At 73.1% G+C, this 20541-nt stretch carries 17 protein-coding genes; 10 read left to right on the top strand and 7 right to left on the bottom strand.

Going from position 1 to position 20541, the window contains the following annotated elements; genetic code table 11:
* Window positions 1-161 precede the first annotated feature (161 nt).
* Together NDAS_RS19760 and NDAS_RS19765 are read right to left on the bottom strand one after the other, a co-directional pair.
* On the bottom strand, window positions 162-1940 hold the full coding sequence (locus tag NDAS_RS19760; protein WP_013155000.1) for an ABC-F family ATP-binding cassette domain-containing protein: 1779 nt from the start codon (window positions 1938-1940) through the stop codon (window positions 162-164).
* 71 nt (window positions 1941-2011) lie between these two features.
* Window positions 2012-2950, bottom strand: a complete 939-nt coding sequence (locus tag NDAS_RS19765; protein ID WP_013155001.1) for a sugar-binding transcriptional regulator — start codon at window positions 2948-2950, stop codon at window positions 2012-2014.
* 177 nt (window positions 2951-3127) lie between these two features.
* Here NDAS_RS19765 and NDAS_RS19770 point away from each other — a divergent pair, with 177 nt between their 5' ends.
* Genes NDAS_RS19770 through NDAS_RS19785 form a run of 4 tightly spaced genes read left to right on the top strand, consistent with a single transcriptional unit; the run spans window position 3128 to window position 7351 of the window.
* Complete coding sequence (locus NDAS_RS19770) at window positions 3128-4129, top strand: zinc-dependent alcohol dehydrogenase family protein (RefSeq protein WP_013155002.1); 1002 nt, start codon at window positions 3128-3130, stop codon at window positions 4127-4129.
* A 17-nt stretch (window positions 4130-4146) separates the two neighbouring features.
* A complete protein-coding gene (locus NDAS_RS19775) occupies window positions 4147-5505 on the top strand; it encodes an ABC transporter substrate-binding protein (RefSeq protein ID WP_013155003.1) in 1359 nt (452 codons plus the stop codon).
* Window positions 5502-6458, top strand: coding sequence for a carbohydrate ABC transporter permease (locus tag NDAS_RS19780; protein ID WP_013155004.1), 957 nt, complete (start codon window positions 5502-5504; stop codon window positions 6456-6458). Before NDAS_RS19775 ends, NDAS_RS19780 begins: the two co-directional genes overlap by 4 nt.
* A complete protein-coding gene (locus tag NDAS_RS19785) occupies window positions 6455-7351 on the top strand; it encodes a carbohydrate ABC transporter permease (protein ID WP_013155005.1) in 897 nt (298 codons plus the stop codon). The genes NDAS_RS19780 and NDAS_RS19785 overlap by 4 nt, the downstream gene beginning before the upstream one ends.
* Before the next feature lie 238 nt (window positions 7352-7589).
* Here NDAS_RS19785 and NDAS_RS19790 read toward each other — a convergent pair whose 3' ends face one another.
* From NDAS_RS19790 to NDAS_RS19800, 3 genes are all read right to left on the bottom strand, one after another.
* Window positions 7590-8489: a transketolase family protein gene (locus NDAS_RS19790; RefSeq protein WP_013155006.1), complete on the bottom strand. Its 900-nt coding sequence runs from the start codon at window positions 8487-8489 to the stop codon at window positions 7590-7592.
* A 9-nt stretch (window positions 8490-8498) separates the two neighbouring features.
* On the bottom strand, window positions 8499-9203 hold the full coding sequence (locus tag NDAS_RS19795; RefSeq protein WP_041553241.1) for a thiamine pyrophosphate-dependent enzyme: 705 nt from the start codon (window positions 9201-9203) through the stop codon (window positions 8499-8501).
* Window positions 9204-9286: 83 nt separating this feature from the next.
* Window positions 9287-10267, bottom strand: coding sequence for a 4-(cytidine 5'-diphospho)-2-C-methyl-D-erythritol kinase (locus NDAS_RS19800; protein WP_013155008.1), 981 nt, complete (start codon window positions 10265-10267; stop codon window positions 9287-9289).
* A 262-nt stretch (window positions 10268-10529) separates the two neighbouring features.
* On the opposite strand from NDAS_RS19800, the gene NDAS_RS19805 reads away from it, so the two are divergent.
* Entirely contained in the window at window positions 10530-12488 is a 1959-nt protein-coding gene (locus NDAS_RS19805) for a serine/threonine-protein kinase (RefSeq protein WP_013155009.1), read from the top strand.
* A gap of 236 nt (window positions 12489-12724) precedes the next feature.
* On the opposite strand, the gene guaA is transcribed toward NDAS_RS19805, so the two are convergent.
* Both guaA and galE read right to left on the bottom strand, forming a co-directional pair.
* Window positions 12725-14305 carry a glutamine-hydrolyzing GMP synthase gene (gene guaA / locus NDAS_RS19810; protein WP_013155010.1) on the bottom strand — a complete coding sequence of 527 codons (1581 nt, stop codon included), beginning with the start codon at window positions 14303-14305 and terminating at the stop codon, window positions 12725-12727.
* A gap of 134 nt (window positions 14306-14439) precedes the next feature.
* Window positions 14440-15453 carry a UDP-glucose 4-epimerase GalE gene (galE, locus tag NDAS_RS19815; RefSeq protein ID WP_013155011.1) on the bottom strand — a complete coding sequence of 338 codons (1014 nt, stop codon included), beginning with the start codon at window positions 15451-15453 and terminating at the stop codon, window positions 14440-14442.
* 204 nt (window positions 15454-15657) lie between these two features.
* Between galE and NDAS_RS19820 the strand changes: the two genes are divergently transcribed.
* The 5 genes from NDAS_RS19820 (at window position 15658) to NDAS_RS19840 (ending at window position 20491) form a co-directional block, all read left to right on the top strand.
* Entirely contained in the window at window positions 15658-17184 is a 1527-nt protein-coding gene (locus NDAS_RS19820; protein ID WP_041552880.1) for a histidine kinase, read from the top strand.
* Complete coding sequence (locus NDAS_RS19825; RefSeq protein WP_013155013.1) at window positions 17181-17876, top strand: response regulator; 696 nt, start codon at window positions 17181-17183, stop codon at window positions 17874-17876. Before NDAS_RS19820 ends, NDAS_RS19825 begins: the two co-directional genes overlap by 4 nt.
* 211 nt (window positions 17877-18087) lie before the next feature.
* Complete coding sequence (locus NDAS_RS19830; protein ID WP_013155014.1) at window positions 18088-18987, top strand: ABC transporter ATP-binding protein; 900 nt, start codon at window positions 18088-18090, stop codon at window positions 18985-18987.
* On the top strand, window positions 18984-19739 hold the full coding sequence (locus NDAS_RS19835) for an ABC transporter permease (RefSeq protein ID WP_013155015.1): 756 nt from the start codon (window positions 18984-18986) through the stop codon (window positions 19737-19739). Before NDAS_RS19830 ends, NDAS_RS19835 begins: the two co-directional genes overlap by 4 nt.
* Window positions 19739-20491: an ABC transporter permease gene (locus NDAS_RS19840; protein ID WP_013155016.1), complete on the top strand. Its 753-nt coding sequence runs from the start codon at window positions 19739-19741 to the stop codon at window positions 20489-20491. Before NDAS_RS19835 ends, NDAS_RS19840 begins: the two co-directional genes overlap by 1 nt.
* Window positions 20492-20541 lie beyond the last annotated feature (50 nt).

Below are 20541 nucleotides of genomic sequence, written 5' to 3' on the forward strand. Positions count from 1 at the left end.
CGCGCGGCGCGGTGCTTCACGGCGTATTCGGAGCGCACGCCGCCGTGGCTCGGATTCTTTCTCAGGAAGGGGCCCCGGTCCAGCCGTACCGCCCCTACGAGCCGGACGCCCGGCCGGAGTTCTCCGGCCGGGCGTCCTTCGCGGTCAGCCGCGCCGCGGCCTCACTCCCCGACGAGTTCGGCCTGCTCCAGCCAGACCTCCTCCAGCTCCCCGCGCTCGACGGCCAGGGCCTTGGCCTCTGCGTCGAGTTCGGCGAGCCGGGTGTAGTCCTCGGCCGCGGCGGCCATCAGCTCGTGCAGCTCCGCCTCCCGCTTGGCGATGCGGTCCATGCGCCGCTCGACGCGCTGCATCTCCTTCTGCGCGGCGCGCCGCTCGGCCGCCGACACCGCGGGCTGCTCCGCCGGGGCCTGGGCCGCGGCGGCCTCGGAGGCGCCCAGCGGCACGGTGGCCTCGCCCGCGCTGGCCGCGCGGCGCTGGAGGTACTCGTCCACGCCGCCGGGCAGGAAGGCCAGGCCGCCGTCGCCCATCAGAGCCAGCACGCGGTCGGTGATGCGCTCCAGGAAGTAGCGGTCGTGGCTGACCAGCACCAGGGAGCCGGGCCAGCCGTCGAGCAGGTCCTCCAGCTCGGTGAGCGTCTCGATGTCCAGGTCGTTGGTGGGCTCGTCCAGCAGCAGCACGTTGGGCTCGTCCATGAGCAGCCGCAGCAGCTGGAGGCGGCGTCGCTCACCGCCGGACAGGTCGCCGATCGGGGTCCACTGGCGCTCCCCGCGGAACCCGAACCGCTCCAGCATCTGGCTGGCGGTGTAGTCGCGCTTGCCGATGGTGACGTGCTCGCGCACGTCCATGACCGCCTGGAGGGGGCGGGCGGCGGGGTCGAGTTCGGCGACGTTCTGGGACAGGTGGGCGAGCTTGACGGTCCGGCCGGTGCGCACGCTGCCGGAGTCGGGCTCGCGCTCCCCGGCCAGGATCCTGAGCAGGGTGGACTTGCCCGCGCCGTTGACCCCGACCAGGCCGACCCGGTCGCCGGGGCCCAGCTGCCAGGTGAGGTGGTCGAGCAGGGTCCGGTCGGGGACGGACGCGGACACGTTCTTGAGGTCGATGACGGTCTTGCCCAGCCGGGAGCTGGCGAACTTGACCAGTTCGACGGTGTCGCGGGGCGGCGGCTCGTCGGCGATGAGCTGGTTGGCCGCCTCGATGCGGAACTTGGGCTTGGAGGTGCGGGCCGGGGCGCCGCGGCGCAGCCAGGCCAGCTCCTTGCGCATGAGGTTCTGGCGGCGCTCCTCGGCGGCGGCCGCCTGGCGCTCGCGCTCGGCCTTGGCCAGGACGTAGGCGGCGTAACCGCCCTCGTAGCGCTCGACCGCGCCGCGTCCGACCTCCCAGGTGCGGGTGGTGACGGCGTCCAGGAACCAGCGGTCGTGGGTGACGACCACGAGCGCCTCGGGACGGGCGCGCAGGTGCTCGGCGAGCCAGGCGATGCCCTCGATGTCGAGGTGGTTGGTGGGCTCGTCGAGCACGATGAGGTCGTGGTCGCCCACCAGGAGCCGGGCCAGGCCGGAGCGGCGGCGCTCGCCGCCGGACAGGCCGCTCATGGGGGTGTCGAGGGCCCAGCCGCCGAGGAGTCCGCGCAGGATGTCGCGGACGCGGGCGTCGCCCGCCCACTCGTGCTCGGCCCGGTCGCCCAGGACGAACTCCCCGACTGTGGAGTCGGGGAAGGTGTCGCGCTGGTGCAGGAAGCCGATGCGCAGCCCGCGGTTGTGCACCACCCGCCCGGAGTCGGGCCGGGTGATGCCCGAGAGCACGGAGATGAGCGTGGACTTGCCGCCGCCGTTGCGGCCGACGACGCCGATGCGCTCACCCTCGTCGACGCCGAGCGACACCTTGTCGAGGAGTACGAGCGGCCCGTAGGCCAGGGACACGTCCTGAAGATTGACCAGATTCATCGCTATCCATTGTGGCGGCAGTGCCGTGGTGCGCTGACCGCCGCCGCTCCCCCGGGGCGGCGACCGGTGTCTCACTCCCGCCCCGTCGGCTCCCCGTCGAGCAGCAGCCTGGCCACGGCGTCGTCCGTCACCAGCGTGGACACCAGGCCGCTGCGCAGCGCGGCGCCGATCGCCCTGGCCTTGGCCTCGTCCCCGGCGCCGGCGACCGCCACCACCTCGGGCACCCGGCGCAGCTGGTCCGCCCGGACGCTGATGACCCTCTCGTCAAGGTCGGAGTGCACCTGCTGGCCGTCGGCGTCGAACAGCTGGGCGGACATCTCCGCGCACACGCCCAGCGCGGTGTACCTGGCCCGCGAGTCCGGGTCCAGCGCCTGGAAGACGGTCGAGTTGCGCTCGTCCCAGCCCCCGATGGCCACCACGGCCGTCGTGAGTCGGTCGAAGTGCGCGAACGCCGAGGCGATGCCCGGGTCGGCGCGCAGCGTCGCCGCCGTGGCGGCGTCCGGCAGGATGAGCGGCGCGTAGATCGGGTACGCCGGTCCGCCCGAGAGCGCGGCCGCCCGGCGCACCGTCTCGACCGATCCGCCGCCCTCCGCCTGCTCGGACAGCACGCCGTTGAGCTGCACCACCGTGCAGCGCGGCAGGTCCACCATGTCCAGGCCCATCAGCTGGAGCGACCTGCTCCAGGCCAGCCCCAGTACCTCGTCGGGCCGCACGATCTCCGACAGCAGCCGCGCCGCCACCGACCCCAGCGCCCGGCGCGTGTCCCGCGGGTCGTCCAGGGCGTCCACGACGATCGCCCGGCGCAGGCCGAAGGCCGCGCGCATGCGCTCGGACAGCTCCCCGTCCAGCCGGGCGGGCAGGCGGATGTCGATGCGCACGATCCCGCTGCTGCGGGCGGTCTCCAGGTCACGGGCGACCTTGAACCTGCTCAGGCCGAACTCCTCGGCGATCTCCACCTTGGACCGCCCGTCCAGGTAGAACCTGCGGGCGATGGCGGCGAGCCGCACCATCTCCGCGGGGCCGCTGGGGGCCGTCTCCTGAACCTCACCACGCTGATCGCTCATACGTGCAGAAGTGTACTCGAATGTGCCGGATCCATTGACAGCGCGTTTCCGATGGGCGTTCAATGTTCGAAACATATGTGACTCACATCGCTCACATGAGCGTTCAACGGGAGGTTCCCAACCGTGCGTGCCGCCATCATCACCGAACCGGGCTCCGTCACCGTGGGGGACCGCCCCGACCCGCACCCCGCCGCCGACGGCGTGGTGGTCCGGGTCGGCGCCTGCGGGATCTGCGGGACGGACCTGCACATCGCCGACGGGGAGTTCCCGCCCAGCCCCTACCCGCTGGTGCCCGGGCACGAGTTCGCCGGAACGGTCACGGCCGTCGGCGAGAACGCCCCGGGGGACCTGCGCCCCGGCGACCGGGTGGCCGTGGACCCCTCCCTGTTCTGCGGGCACTGCGAGTACTGCCGCGCCGGACGGGGCAACCTGTGCGCCAACTGGGGCGCGATCGGCGACACCGTGGACGGCGCGTTCGCCGAGTACGTGGCCGTCCCCGCCGCCAACTGCTACCGCCTGCCCGACTCGGTGAGCATGCGCGAGGGCGCCCTGGTCGAGCCGCTCTCGTGCGCCGTCCACGGTGTCCGGCGCATCGGGGTGGAGACCGGCGAGCGCTTCCTGGTGGTGGGCGCCGGGACCATGGGCCTGCTCCTCCAGCAGCTGTTGCAGAACTCCGGCGCCCGCGTGACGGTGGTGGACCGCAACACCCGCCGCCTGGCCATCGCGACCGACCTCGGCGCCGCCGCGACCGCGACGGACGCGTCCGAGCTGGGCGACGAGCGCTTCGACGCCGCGGTGGACGTCACGGGCGCGCCCTCCGCCATCGAGGCGGCCTTCGACTCGCTGCGGCGGGGAGGGCGCCTGCTGGTCTTCGGGGTCGCCGACGAGGCGGCCCGCGTGGCGCTGTCGCCGTTTCGGATCTACAACGACGAGATCACCGTCGTGGGCTCCATGGCCGTGCTCAACAGCTACGGGGCGGCCGTGGACCTCATCAGCAGCGGCGCGGTGCGCACGGCGCCGCTGCTCACCGACGCCCTGCCCCTGGAGAAGTTCCCCGAGGCGCTGGCCATGATGCGCGCGGGCACCGGGGTGAAGGTCCAGGTCGTCCCCGACGAGACCGCCTGACCCGGGAAGGCAGCCAAGTGCACACCACCTACGCCGTCCGGGCGACCGCCGTCGCCGCCTGCGGACTGCTGCTCACCGGGTGCGCCGGGACGGGCGCCCTCCCCTCCGAGGACGGCGCCGTCCGGCTGACCGTCGCGATCGTGTCCAACCCGCAGATGCAGGACGCGATCTCCCTGGAGTCGCGGTTCCGCGCGGAGCACCCCGGCATCGCGCTCGACTTCGTGTCCCTGCCCGAGAACGAGGCCCGCGCCAAGATCACCACCTCCGTGGCCACCGGCGGGGGCGAGTTCGACGTCGTCATGATCAGCAATTACGAGACCCGCCAGTGGGCCGAGTACGGCTGGCTGGAGAACCTGCAACCCTCCATCGACGCCGCCGGGGGCTACGACCACGAGGACTTCATCCCCTCCATCAGGGAGGACCTGTCCCACGAGGGCGACATGTACTCGGTGCCCTTCTACGGCGAGTCCTCCTTCCTCGCCTACCGCAAGGACCTGTTCGAGCAGGCCGGGGTGGAGATGCCGCCCGACCCCACCTGGGAGGAGGTGGCGGACCTGGCCGCCGAGCTCGACGGCGTGGAGCCGGGGGTCTCGGGGATCTGCCTGCGCGGCCTCGCGGGCTGGGGCGAGGTGCTGAGCCCCTTCAACAGCGTCCTGAACACCTTCGGCGGGCGCTGGTACGACGAGGACTGGAACGCCGAGATCGACTCCCCCGAGTTCCGGCGCGCGGCCGAGTTCTACGTGGGCCTGGCGCGTGAGCACGGCCAGCCGGGCGCGGCCAACAGCGGGTTCGGGGACTGCCTGAACCGCTACTCCCAGGGCCGGGCGGCCATGTTCTACGACTCCACCTCCATGGTCAGCACCATCGAGGACCCGGACTCGGCGACCGTGGCCGGGCTCAACGGCTACGCCGCGGCGCCGGTGGCCGAGACCGACTACGGCGGCTGGCTCTACACCTGGGCGCTGGGCGTCCCCTCCACCTCCGAGCACAAGGAGGAGGCGTGGGCGTTCCTGGAGTGGATGACCGACAAGGACTACGTGCGCACCGTCGCCGAGGAGTACGGCTGGCAGCGGGTGCCGCCCGGCAACCGGCTCTCCACGTTCGAGGTCCCCGAGTACCGGGAGGCCGCCCGGGCCTACGCCGAGCCCATGCTCCAGGGCATCCAGGAGGCGGACCCCGAGGACCCGGGCACGCGCCCGGTCCCCTACGAGGGCATCGGCTTCCTCGCCATCCCCGAGTTCCAGGACCTGGGCACCCGGGTCAGCCAGCAGCTGAGCGCGGCCATAGCCGGGCAGATCACCGTCGAGCAGGCGCTCGAACAGAGCCAGGAGTACGCCGAGGTCGTCGGTGGGACCTACAGGGAGGACGACCGATGAGCGCTGTGACCGCGCCCGCGCGCGAGGCGCCCGCGGCGGCGACGCCGCCCGAGCGGCCGAGGCGGAGCCGCGGCGGGGGCGGATGGGCCCGCCGGGCCCCGCTCCTGCCCGCCCTGGTGTTCATGCTGGTCGTCACGCAGCTGCCGTTCCTGGCGACGGTCGTGTACTCGCTGCGCTCGTGGAACCTGCTGCGGCCCGACTCCCAGGCGTGGGTGGGCCTGGCCAACTACGCGGCGGTCTTCACCGACCGGCAGTTCCTGGGCGCGGCGGCGAACACGGTGCTGATCACCGCCTCCTGCGTGGTGGTGGCGATGCTGCTGGGCATCGGGCTCGCGCTGCTGCTGGACCGGAAGTTCAGAGGGCGAGGCGTGGTGCGCACGCTCGTCATCACCCCGTTCCTGATCCTGCCCGTGGCCACGGCGCTGCTGTGGAAGCACATCATGCTGGAGCCGGTGTTCGGCCTGGTGAACTTCGTGCTGTCGCCGTTCGGGGTCGAGTCGTTCGACTGGGTCTCCCAGGCGCCCGTGTTCTCCGTGGTGGCCGCGCTGGTCTGGCAGTGGACGCCGTTCATGATGCTGCTGGTGCTGGCGGGACTCCAGAGCCAGGGCTCCGACGTACTGGAGGCGGGCCAGGTCGACGGCGCGTCCCGGTGGCAGACGTTCGCCTGGATCACCCTGCCGCACCTGCGCCGCTACATCGAGCTGGGCGTGCTGCTGGGGTCGGTCTACGTGGTCAACACCTTCGACACGATCTACATGATGACCCAGGGCGGGCCGGGCACCGCCAGCTCCAACCTGCCCTTCTACGTCTACCAGCGGACCTTCCTCGGGTTCGACATCGGCCAGTCCGCGGCCATGGGCGTCGTGGTGGTGGTCGGCACCATCATCGTGGCGACGCTGGCCCTGCGGCTGATCTTCCGCACGTTCATGAACGCACAGGAGGCGACATCGTGACCGCCCGAGCCCCCGAACGACCCGCGGGCGCCGCGGGCGGCGCCGTCGCCGCACGCGCGCCGCGCGCGGCCGGCCGCTCCCGGGCCCGGCTGGGGAGCGCCGCCCTGACCGTGTTCACGTGGGCCGTGGGACTGGTGTTCGTGTTCCCGGTGCTGTGGCTGGTGCTGACCGCGTTCAAGGAGGAGAACCAGGCCGCGACCGACCCGCCGACGCTCTTCTTCCAGCCGACCCTGGACCGGTTCACCACCGTCCTGGGCGCGGACTTCGTGCCGTACCTGGGCAACTCGGCGATCGCCACCCTGGCGTCCACGCTCCTGGTGCTGCTGCTCGGGCTGCCCGCCGCCTACGCGCTGTCGGTGGCCCCGGTCAAGCGGACCCAGGACGTGCTGTTCTTCTTCATCTCGACGAAGATGCTGCCGGTGGTGGCGGTCGTGGTGCCGATCTACGTCGCCGCCGCGCACCTGTCCATGCTGGACAACGTGTGGACCCTGGTGGTGCTGTACACGGCGATGAACCTGCCCATCGCGGTGTGGATGCTGCGGTCGTTCTTCCTGGAGGTGCCCAAGGCGATCGTGGAGGCGGCCCGGGTGGAGGGAGCCGGGCTGGCGCGCGTGCTGTGGTCGGTGATGATGCCGGTGATGGCCCCGGGCATCGCGGCGACCGCGCTGATCTGCATGATCTTCGCCTGGAACGAGTTCTTCTTCGCCGTCAACCTGACCGCCGCCCGGGCCGCGACCGTCCCGGTGTTCCTGACCGGCTTCATCACGAGCGAGGGACTGTTCGTGGCGCAGCTGGCGGCGGCCGCCGTCATGGCGTCGCTGCCCATCGTGGTGGTGGGCTGGGCGGCCCAGCGCCAGCTGGTGCGCGGCCTGTCGATGGGCGCCGTCAAGTAGAGGAGGCGCCCGGGGCCGCACCACGCAGGGCCCCGGGCGGGTCCGGGTGATCGTCCCGCCCGCCGCGGCGGCGGGAGCCGGGACGCGGGGCCCGCGCCTTGGGGCGGGCCGTGGGGTGTGGACCGCCGGCCCGCGCGCGCCGGTGGTCCGCGCCTTCGTGCGCACGGGCCCGACGCGGGGAGGCGGGCCGCACCGGCGGGCGGGTCACACGGGAAGACCGGTCACACCGGCGGGCGGGTCACACGAGGAAGAAGGCCCGGGCGGACTTGGCGACGCCCTCGGTGTCCAGTCCGTGCGCCTGGGCGTGCTGCGCCGGGGTTCCGTAGGCGCGCACCTCTCGGTCCCGTGCCACGCCCAGGCCCAGGTGGCGGTGGCGCCGGTCGGCCAGCGCCGCGGCGACCTCGTGCGCCGAGGTCCCGCTCAGGTAGGGCTCCACCACCAGCACGTCGGCGTTGCCCGCCGCGCCGACGAGCGCGCTCAGCCCCTCGCGGTCGAAGGGGCGCACGGTGGCCGTGTAGGCGACCGTCACGTCCAGGTCGGCGGTGGCCTCCAGCACCCGGTCCAGCATCGGCCCGACCGCCACCACCACCCCGGCCGAACGCGGCGAGCCCGTGCGCACCACGCTGAGGCGTCCGTCCAACGGCATCGCCGCGCGGTTGGAGGTCCCCGACAGGCGCACGTACACGCGGTCCTCCCCGGGCAGGGCGGCCTCCAGGGCGGCGCGCACCTCGTCGGGGTGCCCCGGCGCGTACACGGTCCACCCCGGAAGGGTGTCCAGCAGCGCCACGTCACCGGGCGCCTGGTGGGTGCGCCCCTCCTCCGCGGCGTCGTAGGAGCCGCCGATGCTCACCAGGACGGCGCCCACGCCCTGGTGGCCCAGGTCCAGTTTGAGCTGTTCGAAGGGCCGCTCCACCAGGAAGGGCGCGTAGCTGTGCACGACCGGGCGCATCCCGGTCAGGGCCAGTCCCCCGGCCACGCCGATCATGGCCTGCTCCCGGATGCCCATGTCGATCACACGGCCGGGGTGGCGGGCGGCGGCTCCGCGGAACATGCCCGTGGAGATGGCGGCCAGGACGACGGTCAGGCGGGGGTCGGTGTCCATGGCGCGGTTGACGGTGGCGGCGAAGGTGTCACGCATGGGGTTCTCCTAGGAACGGACGCGGGCGACGACGGCCAGCGGCCGTCCGGGGTGGGGCCGGGTGAGCGCCCCGTACAGGGCGTCGTGGTCGCGGCCGGAGACGTCGCGGGCCTCCCAGCCCTCGATCCCGAAGCGGGCGCCGATCCCGCCCGGCCATCCGTGGCTGGCGGAGGCGTTGTCCACGGCGACGACGGTGAGGTTGTCCACGCCGAGCCGTCCGGCGACGGCGATGGCCTCGTGGTTGCTGCCCTCGTCGAGTTCGCCGTCGCCGACGAGCACCACGACGCGGGGTTCGGTCCCGTCGGAGCGGCGGACGCCCTGGGCGCGCAGGCCGAGCGCGCTGCCCAGGCCCAGGGGCAGCCCGTGGCCGAGCGACCCGCTGCCGATCTCCGCGCCCGGCACGAGCAGCCGGTCCGGGTGGTGGCCGAGCGGTGAGTCGAAGGCGGTCCAGCCGCGCAGCGTCGGCACGTCCAGGAAGCCCTTGGCCGCGAGCACGGCGTAGAAGGCGGCGGGGCCGTGCCCCTTGGAGAGCAGGAACCGGTCCCGTGCGGGATCGTCGGCGGTCTCGGGGGTGACGGACAGCACACGGTCGTAGAGCACCCACACGATGTCGAGTGTCGAGTGGGCCGCCCCGTTGTGCTTCTCGTCACCCTCCATGAGTCCGATGAGGGCCGGCAGGTCGGCGTAGCGCGAGAGAGCGGTTGCGGTGGTCATGTCCACCAGTGTTGAACCTCAACAATGGTTGAGGTCAACTGGCGCGAGCCCCCTCCGGCCGGGAAAGGCAGAAGTGATTTACGTCACAGGACGGCGGCCCCGGGGACGTCCCCGTACGCCGTCACGACCTGTTCGCACAGCCCGCTGCCCTCCAGCGCCGCCACCACCGCGGCCTCCCGCTCCGCGACGACCGACTCCCGCTCGGCGCCGCCGCCGACCAGGAAGGCGCAGGTCGGACCGGACCCCGACACCAGGGAGCCCAGCGCCCCCGCACCGGCGCCGGTCTTGAGGGTGCGCTCCAGCTCGGGCAGCAGCGAGAGCGCGGCCTCCTGGAGATCGTTGGTCAGCGCGGCTCCCAGGGCCGCCGGGTCGCCGCCGGCGAGCGCGTCGGCCAGCCCCCGGTCCAGCAGGGGCTCGGGGGCGTCCGGGCGGATGCGGTCGTACTCGGCGAACACGCTGGCCGTGGACAGGCCGTGCGGCGACAGGGCGAAGACCCAGCGGAACCTTCCCGGACTGGTCATCGGCCGCAGGACCTCCCCGCGCCCCATGCCCACCGCGGTGGCGCCCAGCAGCGCGAAGGGGACGTCGCTGCCCAGGTCGGCCGCGTACCCGAGCAGTTCCTCCAGCGGCAGGCCGCAGCCCCACAGACGGTCGCAGGCCAGCAGGGCGGCCGCGGCGTCCGCGCTGCCCCCGGCCATGCCGCCCGCCACCGGGATGTTCTTGTCCAGGTGGACCGTGACGGGGAGGCCCCGGCCGGTCCGCTCCGCCAGCAGGGTCACCGCGCGCGCGGCCAGGTTGGACCCGTCCAGGGGCACCCGGGACAGGTGGGACCCCAGCGCGCCGCCCGCGGTCAGTCCGGCGAAGGCTTCGGCGGCCGATCCGACACCGCCGGGCGGGCTCGGTCGGCGCGAGGAAGCCGCCTGGACGGTAACCTCATCGAACAGCGAGACGGCGTGGAACACGTTGACGAGGTCGTGGAACCCGTCCTCACGTCTGGGCCCCACCGCCAACTGGAGGTTCACCTTCGCGGGGACCCGCACGGTTACGGTGGTATTAACGGTCACGAGTCCCCAATCGTAAAGGAACCCCCACCTTGCGTGAACACAGTGCCCTCCGGGGGCTCCGGTGTGTTCACCGCCTCCCGTCGGCGCGTACGCCGTCAGAGGAAAACGGGAACCCCGGACGCGGTTCGGGGATCGTCACCACTGTCATGTCAGTTTCCGCCCGCCCCCAGAACGGCCCAATCAGGCCCGTGAGTGGGAATCCGGGCACAAACACCGCTACCTTGGGGCAAGGCGGAGTTTGGACACCGTCGGGGAGGGTCGCTTGCCGTCGGATGGGCTCCCGAAGAACCTGGAACCGCTGGCCGCCGGAGATCCGGCCACCATCGGTCCCTACGTGCTGTCCGGGAAGCTGGGTAGCGGCGGCATGGGAACCGTCTACCTGGGCAGCACTCCCGAGCGCAACAACCAGGTAGCCATCAAGGTCATCCGCCCGGAGCTCGCCTTCGACGAGGCGACGCGGGCGCGCTTTCGCGACGAGATGGAGAACGCCCGCAAGGTCGCCTCCTTCTGCACCGCCAAGGTGCTCGACCACGGGACGTTCGAGAACCGTCCCTACATGGTCACCGAGTACATCGCGGGCACCGCCCTGGCCGAGCACATCGCCGAGAACGGTCCGCTGGACTCCTCGACGCTGCACGGCTTCGCACTGGGCGTGGCGGCCGCCCTGGCCGCCATCCACCGCACCGGGCTGGTCCACCGCGACCTCAAGCCCGCCAACGTGCTGCTGTCGCTCTCGGGGCCCCGGGTGATCGACTTCGGCATCGCCCGCGCGATGAACACCGCCACCAACCACACCCAGACCGGCATCGTCATGGGCAGCCCCGGCTGGATGGCTCCCGAGCAGCTGCTGGAGGAGAAGGTCACCACCTCGGCGGACATCTTCGCCTGGGGCTGCCTGGTGGCCTTCGCCGGGAACGGCACCCACCCCTTCGGCAACGGCGACGCCATGACATTGGGCAAGCGGGTGCTGTTCGCCGAACCCCAGATCGGCAACCTGATCAGCCCCCTGGACCGCCTGGTGACGCGCGCGCTGGCCAAGGAGCCGGGCCGCCGCCCCACCGCCCAGGACCTGCTGTTGGAGCTGGCGGGCGGCGAGGACAACAGCAACCCCAACGACATGGTGTCCCACGCGCTGCACCAGTCGTGGCGGCCCAACCTGCCCCCGATGCCCCCGCACGGCATGCCCCACCCCCAGCAGGGGCCGCACCAGACCATGGCGGGCATGCGGCACCCGGCGCCCGGCCAGTACCAGGGCGCACCGCCCGCGCCCATGCCCCCGCCCGCGCACCAGACGGGCAACTACCCGCGCCCGCAGGGGCCGCCGCCGGGCCATCCGGCCGGTCCCCCGCCGGGGGGCCAGGCGCAGCAGGTGCACCAGGCCCCCGGGGTCCAGGCCCCGGGCGGGCAGCCCCAGGGCGGCCCGGTGCAGCAGGCCCGGCCCGTGCCCGGCCCCGCCCAGGCGCCGCACCCCGCCTCGACCGGGCCGATCCCGATGGTCCCCCCGGCCGACCAGCAGACGGGCCGCCGGGGTCCGCAGCCCTACGTTCCGCCGGTGCCGCCGCCACCGCACCAGCCCGCCGCGCCCAACCGGCGCAAGGGGACGGTCGTGGCCCTGGTGCTGGGCGCCGTGGCGCTGCTGGCGGCCCTGATCGTCATGGCGACCGTGCTGACCAACCTCAGCGACTGGTCGCTCTTCGGGGACGGCGACCCCCAGGGGGACTCCTCCGAGCAGACGGGCGCCGCCCAGGAACCGCAGGAGCCCGCGCCCGGCGACGAGTCCCCCGGCGGCGCCGACGAGGAGGAGGCGCCCGGCGAGGTGCCCAGCGGGATGTCGGGCGCCTCGGCCGACCGCATGGTCGAGTACCGGATCCGCGGCGTCAGCTGCGGCCTGACCGAGCACAACATCCGCTCGGAGCTGCCCTCGACCGGCCAGTACTGCGTGGTGGACCTGGAGCTGTTCAACGTCAGCGACGAACTGGTGAGGTTCGAGCACACAGAGCAGCAGATGACGACCAGCGGGGAGCCCGTCAACGCCCAGGCACCGTCCGTGCGCGAGGTCGAGGCCCCGCTGTGGGACCCGGCCGGGATCAGTCCCGGGGTCGCCGCCGGGGGCGAGCTGGTGTTCATACTCCGCGACGACATGGACCCGCGCACGCTGGTGCTCAACCACCGGACGGGCGCGGAGGCCACGGAGATCAACATCGAGCACATCGTGGACTGAGCCCCGGACCGGGGTCGGGCCGCGCCTGTCGCAGGGCGGCACCGTGCCGCCGGGGTGGGGAGCCCCCTGTATCCAGGACACCGCACCGGCGCCCCCGGTCCGCGCCTGTGGACGACCGGTGCCCGGAACGGCGCCGCGAAGACGAACGGACGGGCCCGGGTCGACGACGCGTCGTCGACCCGGGCCCGTCCGTCTCCTCGGGGGGCCCGCCCTCCGGGTTCACTCCCCCGAGGGGGCTACTCCCACTCGATGGTGCCCGGGGGCTTGCTGGTCACGTCCAGCGCCACCCGGTTGATCTCGCGCACCTCGTTGGTGATGCGGTTGGAGATCCTGGCCAGCACGTCGTAGGGCACGCGCGACCAGTCGGCGGTCATGGCGTCCTCGCTGCTGACCGGGCGCAGCACGACCGGGTGGCCGTAGGTGCGCCCGTCGCCCTGCACGCCCACCGACCGCACGTCGGCGAGCAGCACCACCGGGCACTGCCAGATGTCGCGGTCGAGTCCGGCGCGGGTCAGCTCCTCGCGGGCGATCGCGTCGGCCTCGCGCAGGATCTCCAGGCGTTCGCGGGTGACCTCGCCGATGATGCGGATGCCCAGGCCGGGGCCGGGGAAGGGCTGGCGCCAGACCATCTCGGCGGGCAGGCCCAGCTCCTCGCCGACCTTGCGCACCTCGTCCTTGAACAGCTCGCGCAGCGGTTCCACCAGCGTGAACTGGAGGTCGTCGGGCAGCCCGCCCACGTTGTGGTGGGACTTGATGTTGGCGGTCCCGGTACCGCCGCCGGACTCCACCACGTCGGGGTAGAGGGTGCCCTGCACCAGGAACTCGACCTCGGCGCCGGTCTCGCCGCTCTCGGCGACGACCTCGCGGGCCGCCTGCTCGAACACGCGGATGAACTCGCGGCCGATGATCTTGCGCTTCTCCTCGGGGTCGGAGACCCCCGCGAGGGCGGACAGGAACCGCTCCTCGGCGTCCACGACCTTGAGCTTGGCGCCCGTGATCGCGACGAAGTCCTTCTCCACCTGCTCGGCCTCGCCCTTGCGCAGCAGGCCGTGGTCCACGAAGACGCAGGTCAGCTGGTCGCCGACGGCGCGCTGCACCAGCGCGCCGGCCACCGCGGAGTCCACGCCGCCGCTCAGCGCGCAGATGACGCGCTTGTCGCCGATGTCCTCGCGGATGCGCTCCAGCTGCTCCTCGACGATGTTGACCATCGTCCAGGTGGGGCGGCACCCGGCGCCCTCGTACAGGAAGCGGCGCAGCACCTCCTGGCCGTGCTCGGTGTGCAGGACCTCGGGGTGGAACTGGACGCCGAAGAGGTTGCGGCCGGTGTGCTCGAACGCGGCGACCGGGGCCCCCGCGGTGCTGGCGGTCGTGGCGAAGCCCTCGGGGGCCTCCACCACCGAGTCGCCGTGCGACATCCAGACCAGCTGCTCGGCGGGCATCCCGGCGAACAGCAGGGAGTCGGTGACCGCCGACAGCTCGGTGCGGCCGAACTCGCTGAGGTCGGTCCTGGCGACGGTGCCGCCCAGGGCCCGGGTCATCGCCTGGAAGCCGTAGCAGATGCCGAAGGTGGGCACCCCGGTCTCGAACAGCTCGGGGCCCAGGTTCGGGGCCCCCTCGGCGTAGACCGACGACGGTCCGCCGGAGAGGATGATGGCCTTGGGTTTCTTGGCGAGCATCTCCTCGACGGGCATGGTCGAGGGCACGATCTCACTGTGCACGTGGCATTCGCGGACCCGGCGTGCGATCAGCTGCGCGTACTGCGCGCCGAAGTCGACGACGAGAACGGTGTCGAACGTGCTCTCAGCACCAACGGACACGACGGAGGACCTTCCGCAGGAAGTACAGGGATGTCCGCCCAGTCTAGGGCGTTGCACACGCCCGGAAGGCCCCGCGCGCGTGTGCGGTCCGGCTCAGCTCGCGCGACGGGGCGGCCGGGAGGGCTTCCCGGGGCTCAGGCGGTGAAGCCCGCGGGGTTGGCCGACTGCCAGCGCCACGCGTCGCGGCAGGCGTCGTCCACCGTGCGCACGGCCTTCCAGCCCAGGTCGCGTGCGGCGGCCGAGGGGTCGGCGTAGCACACGGCGATGTCGCCGGGGCGGCGGTCGACCACGGCGTACGGGACGGCCACGCCGGTGGCGCGTTCGAAGGCGCGCAGGCCCTCCAGGACGGAGGTGCCCTGCCCCGTGCCCAGGTTGTAGACGCGGTACCCGGGAGCGTCGGCGAGGTGCTCCACGGCGGCCATGTGCCCCTGGGCCAGGTCCACCACGTGCAGGTAGTCGCGCACGCCGGTGCCGTCGGGGGTGTCGTAGTCGTCGCCGAACACGTTCAGCCGCTCGCGGCGGCCCGCGGCGACCTGCGCGACGTAGGGGAAGAGGTTGTTGGGAACGCCCTGGGGGTCCTCGCCGATCAGGCCGCTGGGGTGGGCGCCGATGGGGTTGAAGTAGCGCAGGGCGGTGATCCGCCAGCGCGGGTCGGCGGCGGCCGTGTCCTGGAGGACGCGCTCGGCGAACAGCTTGGTGGCGCCGTAGGGGTTGGTGGCGGACAGGGCGCTGTCCTCGGTGATCGGCACCTGCTCGGGGTCGCCGTAGACGGTGGCCGAGGAGCTGAACACCAGGTCGCGCACGCCGTGCTCGTCCATGACCTCGATGAGCGTGAACAGGGCGTCCATGTTGTTGCGGTAGTAGCGCAGCGGCTGCTCCACCGACTCCCCCACGGCCTTGAGCCCGGCCATGTGGATGACGGCGTCGACGCGGTGCTCGGCGAAGACCCGGCGCATCGCCTCGGGGTCGGCGCAGTCGGCCCGGTGGAAGGCGACGGCGCGCCCGGTGATGCGCTCGACGCGGCGCAGGGCCTCCTCGTGGCTGTTGGAGAGGAGGTCCACGACCACGACCTCGTGCCCGGCTTCGAGGAGTTCGACCGCCGTGTGGGAGCCGATGTACCCGGCACCGCCGGTGAGCAGTACGTTCATGTCTCGCTTCCCTGGGTGGAGTGCGCCCGCCGCGTCGCGGGCGCTCCCCAGGATAGGCGCCCTCCGGGAGCGGGCCCGTGGACACGCCATGCCCCGTGACCTGCCCTTCGGCGACATGCGGGGGCCGCGGGACCGCCTTTCGGACGCCCCGGTCTCATGCCGTGGCACGAGGCCCTCCGGCCCGCGCGTTCCTATCCTGGGGGAATGCCCGACCTGTCCCCACGCTCCCTCCTGGACCGCGTGACGCTGTGGGCCCGCGGCCACGTGCTCGCCGTGGACGCGCTCTGGGCCGTCGTCTGGTTCGCCATGTCGATGGCGACCTGGCCGAGGGCCAGCTTCGACACCGCCGAGTCGTGGGTCTACCTCGTGCTGGCCACCGCGTGCTGCGCCGCCCTGGCCCTGCGCCGCGTCCGCCCGTTCGCGTGCCTCGCGGTGCTGGGCGTCCTGCTGGCGTTCCACATCCTCTGGTTCGACCAGCCCACGGCCCCGGTGGGCATCTGCGCCCTGGTCGCGTCCTACACGGCGCAGGCCGAGCTCCCGCGCCCGTGGCGCGCCGTCGGTCTCCTCCTGCTCCTGGCCGGAGCGGCCTGGGCCGTCCTCTCCATCCCGCCGGAGAACCTCTCCGCGGACCTGGAGCTGCGCCTCAACAGCGTCGTCTCGGCGTGGACGGCGGTCGCGCTGTTCTCCCTGCTCGGAGCGTTCCGCAGGCGCAACCGCGAGGAGTTCGCCCGCGTCGTGGAGCACGCCCGGCTGCTGGAGACCCAGCGGGAGCAGGAGGTGCGCCTGGCCGCGCTCGACGAGCGGACGCGCATCGCCCGGGAGATGCACGACATCCTCGCGCACTCGCTGAACGTCATCGTCGCCCAGGCCGACGGCGGCCGCTACGCCGCGAAGGCCGCCCCGGAGCGCGCGGTGGCCGCCCTGGCCACCGTCGCCCAGGTGGGACGCGAGTCGGCGGCGGAACTGCACCAGCTCCTGGGCGTCCTGCGCGACGGCGAGGAGCGCGGGGCCGCCCCGGCCCCCGGGGTCGGCGACCTGCCCGGCCTCGTGGAGGAGTACCGCCGCGCCGGTCTGCGGATCCGCCTGGTCCAGCACGGGTCCCCGGCCGCCCCGCGCGGCGGCCGGGCGGACACCGGCGCCCCGGCGACCCTGCCGGCGACCGCGTCCCTGACGGTCTACCGCGTGGTGCAGGAGTCGCTGGCCAACGCGCTCAAGCACGGGGGACCCGCCGCCGCGCGGGTCGAGCTGACGTGGTCGCCCGGGCGGGTCGGGATCGACGTGGCCAACTCCGTCCGCGAGGCCGCACCCGCGGCCCTCACCACACCCGCGGGCCCCTCAGGCCGCTCGGAATCCACAGGTCCGTCCGCGTCTGGAGGCCCCTCGGCTCCCCCGGTGTTCGCGGGCCCCTCCATGCCCACGGCCCTCTCCGCACCCGAGGGGGTTCCTCCCACGGGCCGCTCGGGTCCATCGACACCCGCGGACGCCTCGGGCCCCTCGGCGCCCGCGGGTTCCTGCGGCACCGGAAGGCCCTCCGGTACCGGGAGGCACTCCGCCGCCAAGGCGCCCTCCGCCGTCGGGGCGGTCCCGGGCGGCGCTCGGCGGGGCCCCGGCCACGGCCTGGTCGGCATGCGCGAGCGTGTGGGCCTGCACGGCGGCACCCTGGAGGTCGGCGCCGACGACGCCACCGGCACCTGGCGGGTGCGCGCGGTGGTCCCCTGGGAGGAGGCGTGATCCGCGTGGGGCTGGCCGACGACCAGGTGCTGTTCACGGCGGGCATGGCGATGGTCATCGACTCCCAGCCGGACCTGACCGTGGCCTGGGAGGCGGGCGACGGGGCCCAGGCCCTCGCCAGGCAGCACTCCGACCCCGTCGACGTCCTGCTCATGGACGTCCAGATGCCCGGTACGGACGGGCTGAGCGCCACGCGCTCCCTCGTCTCCTCCGGGGCGGACTGCCGCGTCGTCATCCTCACCACCTTCGACACCGACGAGTACGTGGTCGAGGGGGTGGAGGCCGGGGCCGCGGGCTTCCTGCTCAAGAACACCCCGCCCGAGGAGCTGCTGGAGGCCGTGCGGACCGTGCACCGGGGCGACTCCGTCATCTCGGCCAGCTCCACGCGCAGACTGCTCGGGCACGTGCGCCCGCTGCTGGGCGGCCCGTCCTCCCGCCCGGTCCCGATCGACGGGGACACCCGCCGCGCCGTCGCCTCGCTGACCCCGCGCGAGCAGGAGGTCCTCGTCGCCGTGGCGCTGGGGTACACGAACACGGAGATCTGCGAGCGCCTCGTGCTGTCCATGCCCACGGTCAAGACCCACGTCGGCCACGTCCTGGCCAAGACCGGCTCCCGCGACCGGGTGCAGGCCGTGCTGTTCGCGTTCCGCGCCGGGCTGGTGGGCCGCGAGGACCTGCTCCGGGAGGCGTGAACGGGCACCCCGGCGAGCCCGCCCGACTCCGCACCACTGGCCTTCCCCGTGCCCCGCCGCACCGGCAGTGCCCGGCTCCTGCCTCAGTCCGTCCGGAGCGCCCGCCGCCCCGCGTCCCCTCCTCCTACCGCGGTACGAGCGCGTTTCCCCTCCCCCGGCACGATGCCCTCCTCGGGTCCGGCGCCGGAGACTCCTCGGCGGAAGGAGTTCCATGGACCACATCATCACCACCCACCACCTGACGAAGGCCTACGGTGCGCGCACCGTCGTCGACGACCTCGACCTGCGGGTGCCGCCGGGCTGCGTCTACGGCTTCCTGGGCCCCAACGGCTCGGGCAAGTCCACCACCATGAAGATGCTGCTGTCGCTGGCCCGGCCCACCCGGGGCGAGATCACCGTCTTCGGGCAGCCGATGAACCGGGACACGCGCCCCGCCCTGCTGCGGGAGATCGGCTCCCTCATCGAGGCGCCTCCCGGCTACGCCCACCTGACCGGGCGGGAGAACATGGCGATCGTCCAGCGGATGCTCGGTCTCAGCGACCGGCAGGTCTCCCGCGCGGTCGCCACCGTGCGCCTCCAGGAGCACATGGGCAAGCTCGTCCGGGCGTACTCGCTGGGGATGAAGCAGCGTCTGGGCATCGCGATGGCCCTGGCGCGGGAGCCGCGCCTGCTCATCCTCGACGAGCCCACCAACGGCCTGGACCCCGCGGGCATCGAGGAGATCCGCGAACTGCTGGTGACGCTGGCCGGGGAGGGCGTCACGGTCATGGTCTCCAGCCACCTGCTCGACGAGATCGACAGGATGGCCTCGGTGCTGGGCATCCTGGGCCGCGGGAAGCTGGTCTTCCAGGGCACCCGGACCGAGCTGTTCCACCGCAGCGTGCCGGACCTGCTCGTGGACACCCCCGAACCCGACCGGGCCCTGGCCCTGGGCGTCCCCGCCGTGCGCGCGGAGCGGGGCGTGCGCCTGTCCGGGTTCGGCGACGAGGACACCGCCGCGCTCGTGCGGCGCCTCGTCGAGGGCGACGTACCGGTCCACGGGGTGCGGCGCGTCCAGCAGTCCCTGGAGGAGGTCTTCATGGACCTCACCGGCCGTGAGGGGCTGCTGTGATCCTGACGGCGGTGAGACTCGAACTGCGCAAGGCGCGCAGGCTCCGGGTCGTGGTGGTCTGCGCGGTCATGGTGGCCGCCGTCGTGGGCCTGTCCTGCATGAACCTGATGTCGGACTCCGCACGGGAGGGCTTCGGCGATCCGGCCGCCCAGCCGTGGGAAAGCCTGTTCATGAGCTACGTCATGATCGCGGCCATGACCTCGCCCCTCCTGGTCTCGGTGCTGGCCAGCAGGCAGGTCGACATCGAGCACCAGGGCCGGGGCTGGACGCTGTCGCAGGTGGCCGGGTTCGGTCCGGGACGGCTGTGCCGGGCCAAGGTCGCGGTGCTGGGTCTGCTGCTGGCGGTCGCGGTGGCCGTCCAGACCGTTCTGGTCTTCACGGCGGGCCTGGCCGCGGGGATCACCGTGGAGCCGCGCGTCGGGATGTGGGTCTGGTACGCCTTCGGCCTGCTCCTGGTGAACCTGGCGATGCTGTGCCTGCACGTGCTGCTGGCCGCCCGGGTGGAGAACCAGCTCGTCGGGCTGGCGCTCGGGCTGCTCGGCTCGTTCTGCGGGGTGTTCACCCTGCTGATGCCCCCGGCCCTGGCGCGCGCGCTGCCCTGGGGCTACTACGCGGTCGTCTCCCCGCTGGGGATGGGAGACGACGGCTTCGTCGCGATCACGCCCGGATACGGCTGGCTGGCCGCGTTCCTGGTGCTCGTGGCCGTCCTGTTCGCCGTGGCCGGCCACCGCTTCGACCGGACGGAGGCGTGATGGGGATGGTCCTCGCCGAACTCGCCAAGCTGCGCCGCTCGGCCCTGTGGATCGTGGCCGTGGTGCTGCCGCTGCTCGCGGTCATCACGGGGACGGTGAACTACGCGGGCAACGTGGAGGCCCTCTCCTCCGGGTGGGCGTCCTACTGGTCCCAGGTGGTGCTCTTCTACGGCATGGTGTTCATGTCGATGGGGGTCGCGGTGGCGGCGTCGGCCGCCTGGCGCATGGAGCACCGGGGCCACAACTGGAACCTGTTGATGGCCACCCCCGCGCGGGCGTTCTCGGTCGTCGGCGCCAAGCTCGCCTCGCTCGCCCTGGTGGTCGTGACGATGCAGTCCGTGCTGCTGGGGCTGGTGACGCTGAGCGGGAAGCTCGTCCTGGGCCTGGACGGCTGGCTGCCCTGGCACAGCGCGGCCGCCGCCCTGCTGGGTGTCGTCGCCGCGCTGCCGGTCGCCGCGTTGCAGTCCCTGCTGTCGATGCTGGTCCGCTCCTTCGCCGCGCCCGTCGCCCTGGGCCTCCTGGGCTGCGTCGCCGGGATCGGCCTCCTCTACTCCGGGGAGGGCGGGGTGGTCTCCTACCTCCTGCCGCAGTCGCTGGTCACCACGTCGCTCAGCCTGGGCAGCACCGCCGTCTCCGACGCGGGGTCCCTCGACCTGCCGACGGCGTTCTCCGTCGTGCTGGCGGCCGCGGCGACCACCCTCGCCCTGTGGGCGCTCTCCGCGACGGTGCTGAGCCGCCGGGACGTGCGCTGAGGGCCCGTCCCGGAGGAAACGCGAAGGCGACCGGGGACGGTCGCCTTCGC

Origin of the sequence: Nocardiopsis dassonvillei subsp. dassonvillei DSM 43111 (genome assembly GCF_000092985.1) — a bacterium.
Lineage (GTDB): Bacteria > Actinomycetota > Actinomycetes > Streptosporangiales > Streptosporangiaceae > Nocardiopsis > Nocardiopsis dassonvillei.

Excerpts from the sequence above, each read along its gene's own strand:
- NDAS_RS19830 (WP_013155014.1), top strand. The coding sequence starts at position 18,088 with ATGGACCACATCATCACCACCCACCACCTGACGAAGGCCTACGGTGCG.
- NDAS_RS19780 (WP_013155004.1), top strand. The coding sequence starts at position 5,502 with ATGAGCGCTGTGACCGCGCCCGCGCGCGAGGCGCCCGCGGCGGCGACG.
- galE (WP_013155011.1), bottom strand. The coding sequence starts at position 15,453 with ATGAACGTACTGCTCACCGGCGGTGCCGGGTACATCGGCTCCCACACG.
- NDAS_RS19765 (WP_013155001.1), bottom strand. The coding sequence starts at position 2,950 with ATGGTGCGGCTCGCCGCCATCGCCCGCAGGTTCTACCTGGACGGGCGG.
- NDAS_RS19790 (WP_013155006.1), bottom strand. The coding sequence starts at position 8,489 with ATGCGTGACACCTTCGCCGCCACCGTCAACCGCGCCATGGACACCGAC.
- NDAS_RS19820 (WP_041552880.1), top strand. The coding sequence starts at position 15,658 with ATGCCCGACCTGTCCCCACGCTCCCTCCTGGACCGCGTGACGCTGTGG.
- NDAS_RS19760 (WP_013155000.1), bottom strand. The coding sequence starts at position 1,940 with ATGAATCTGGTCAATCTTCAGGACGTGTCCCTGGCCTACGGGCCGCTC.
- NDAS_RS19795 (WP_041553241.1), bottom strand. The coding sequence starts at position 9,203 with ATGACCACCGCAACCGCTCTCTCGCGCTACGCCGACCTGCCGGCCCTC.
- NDAS_RS19840 (WP_013155016.1), top strand. The coding sequence starts at position 19,739 with ATGGGGATGGTCCTCGCCGAACTCGCCAAGCTGCGCCGCTCGGCCCTG.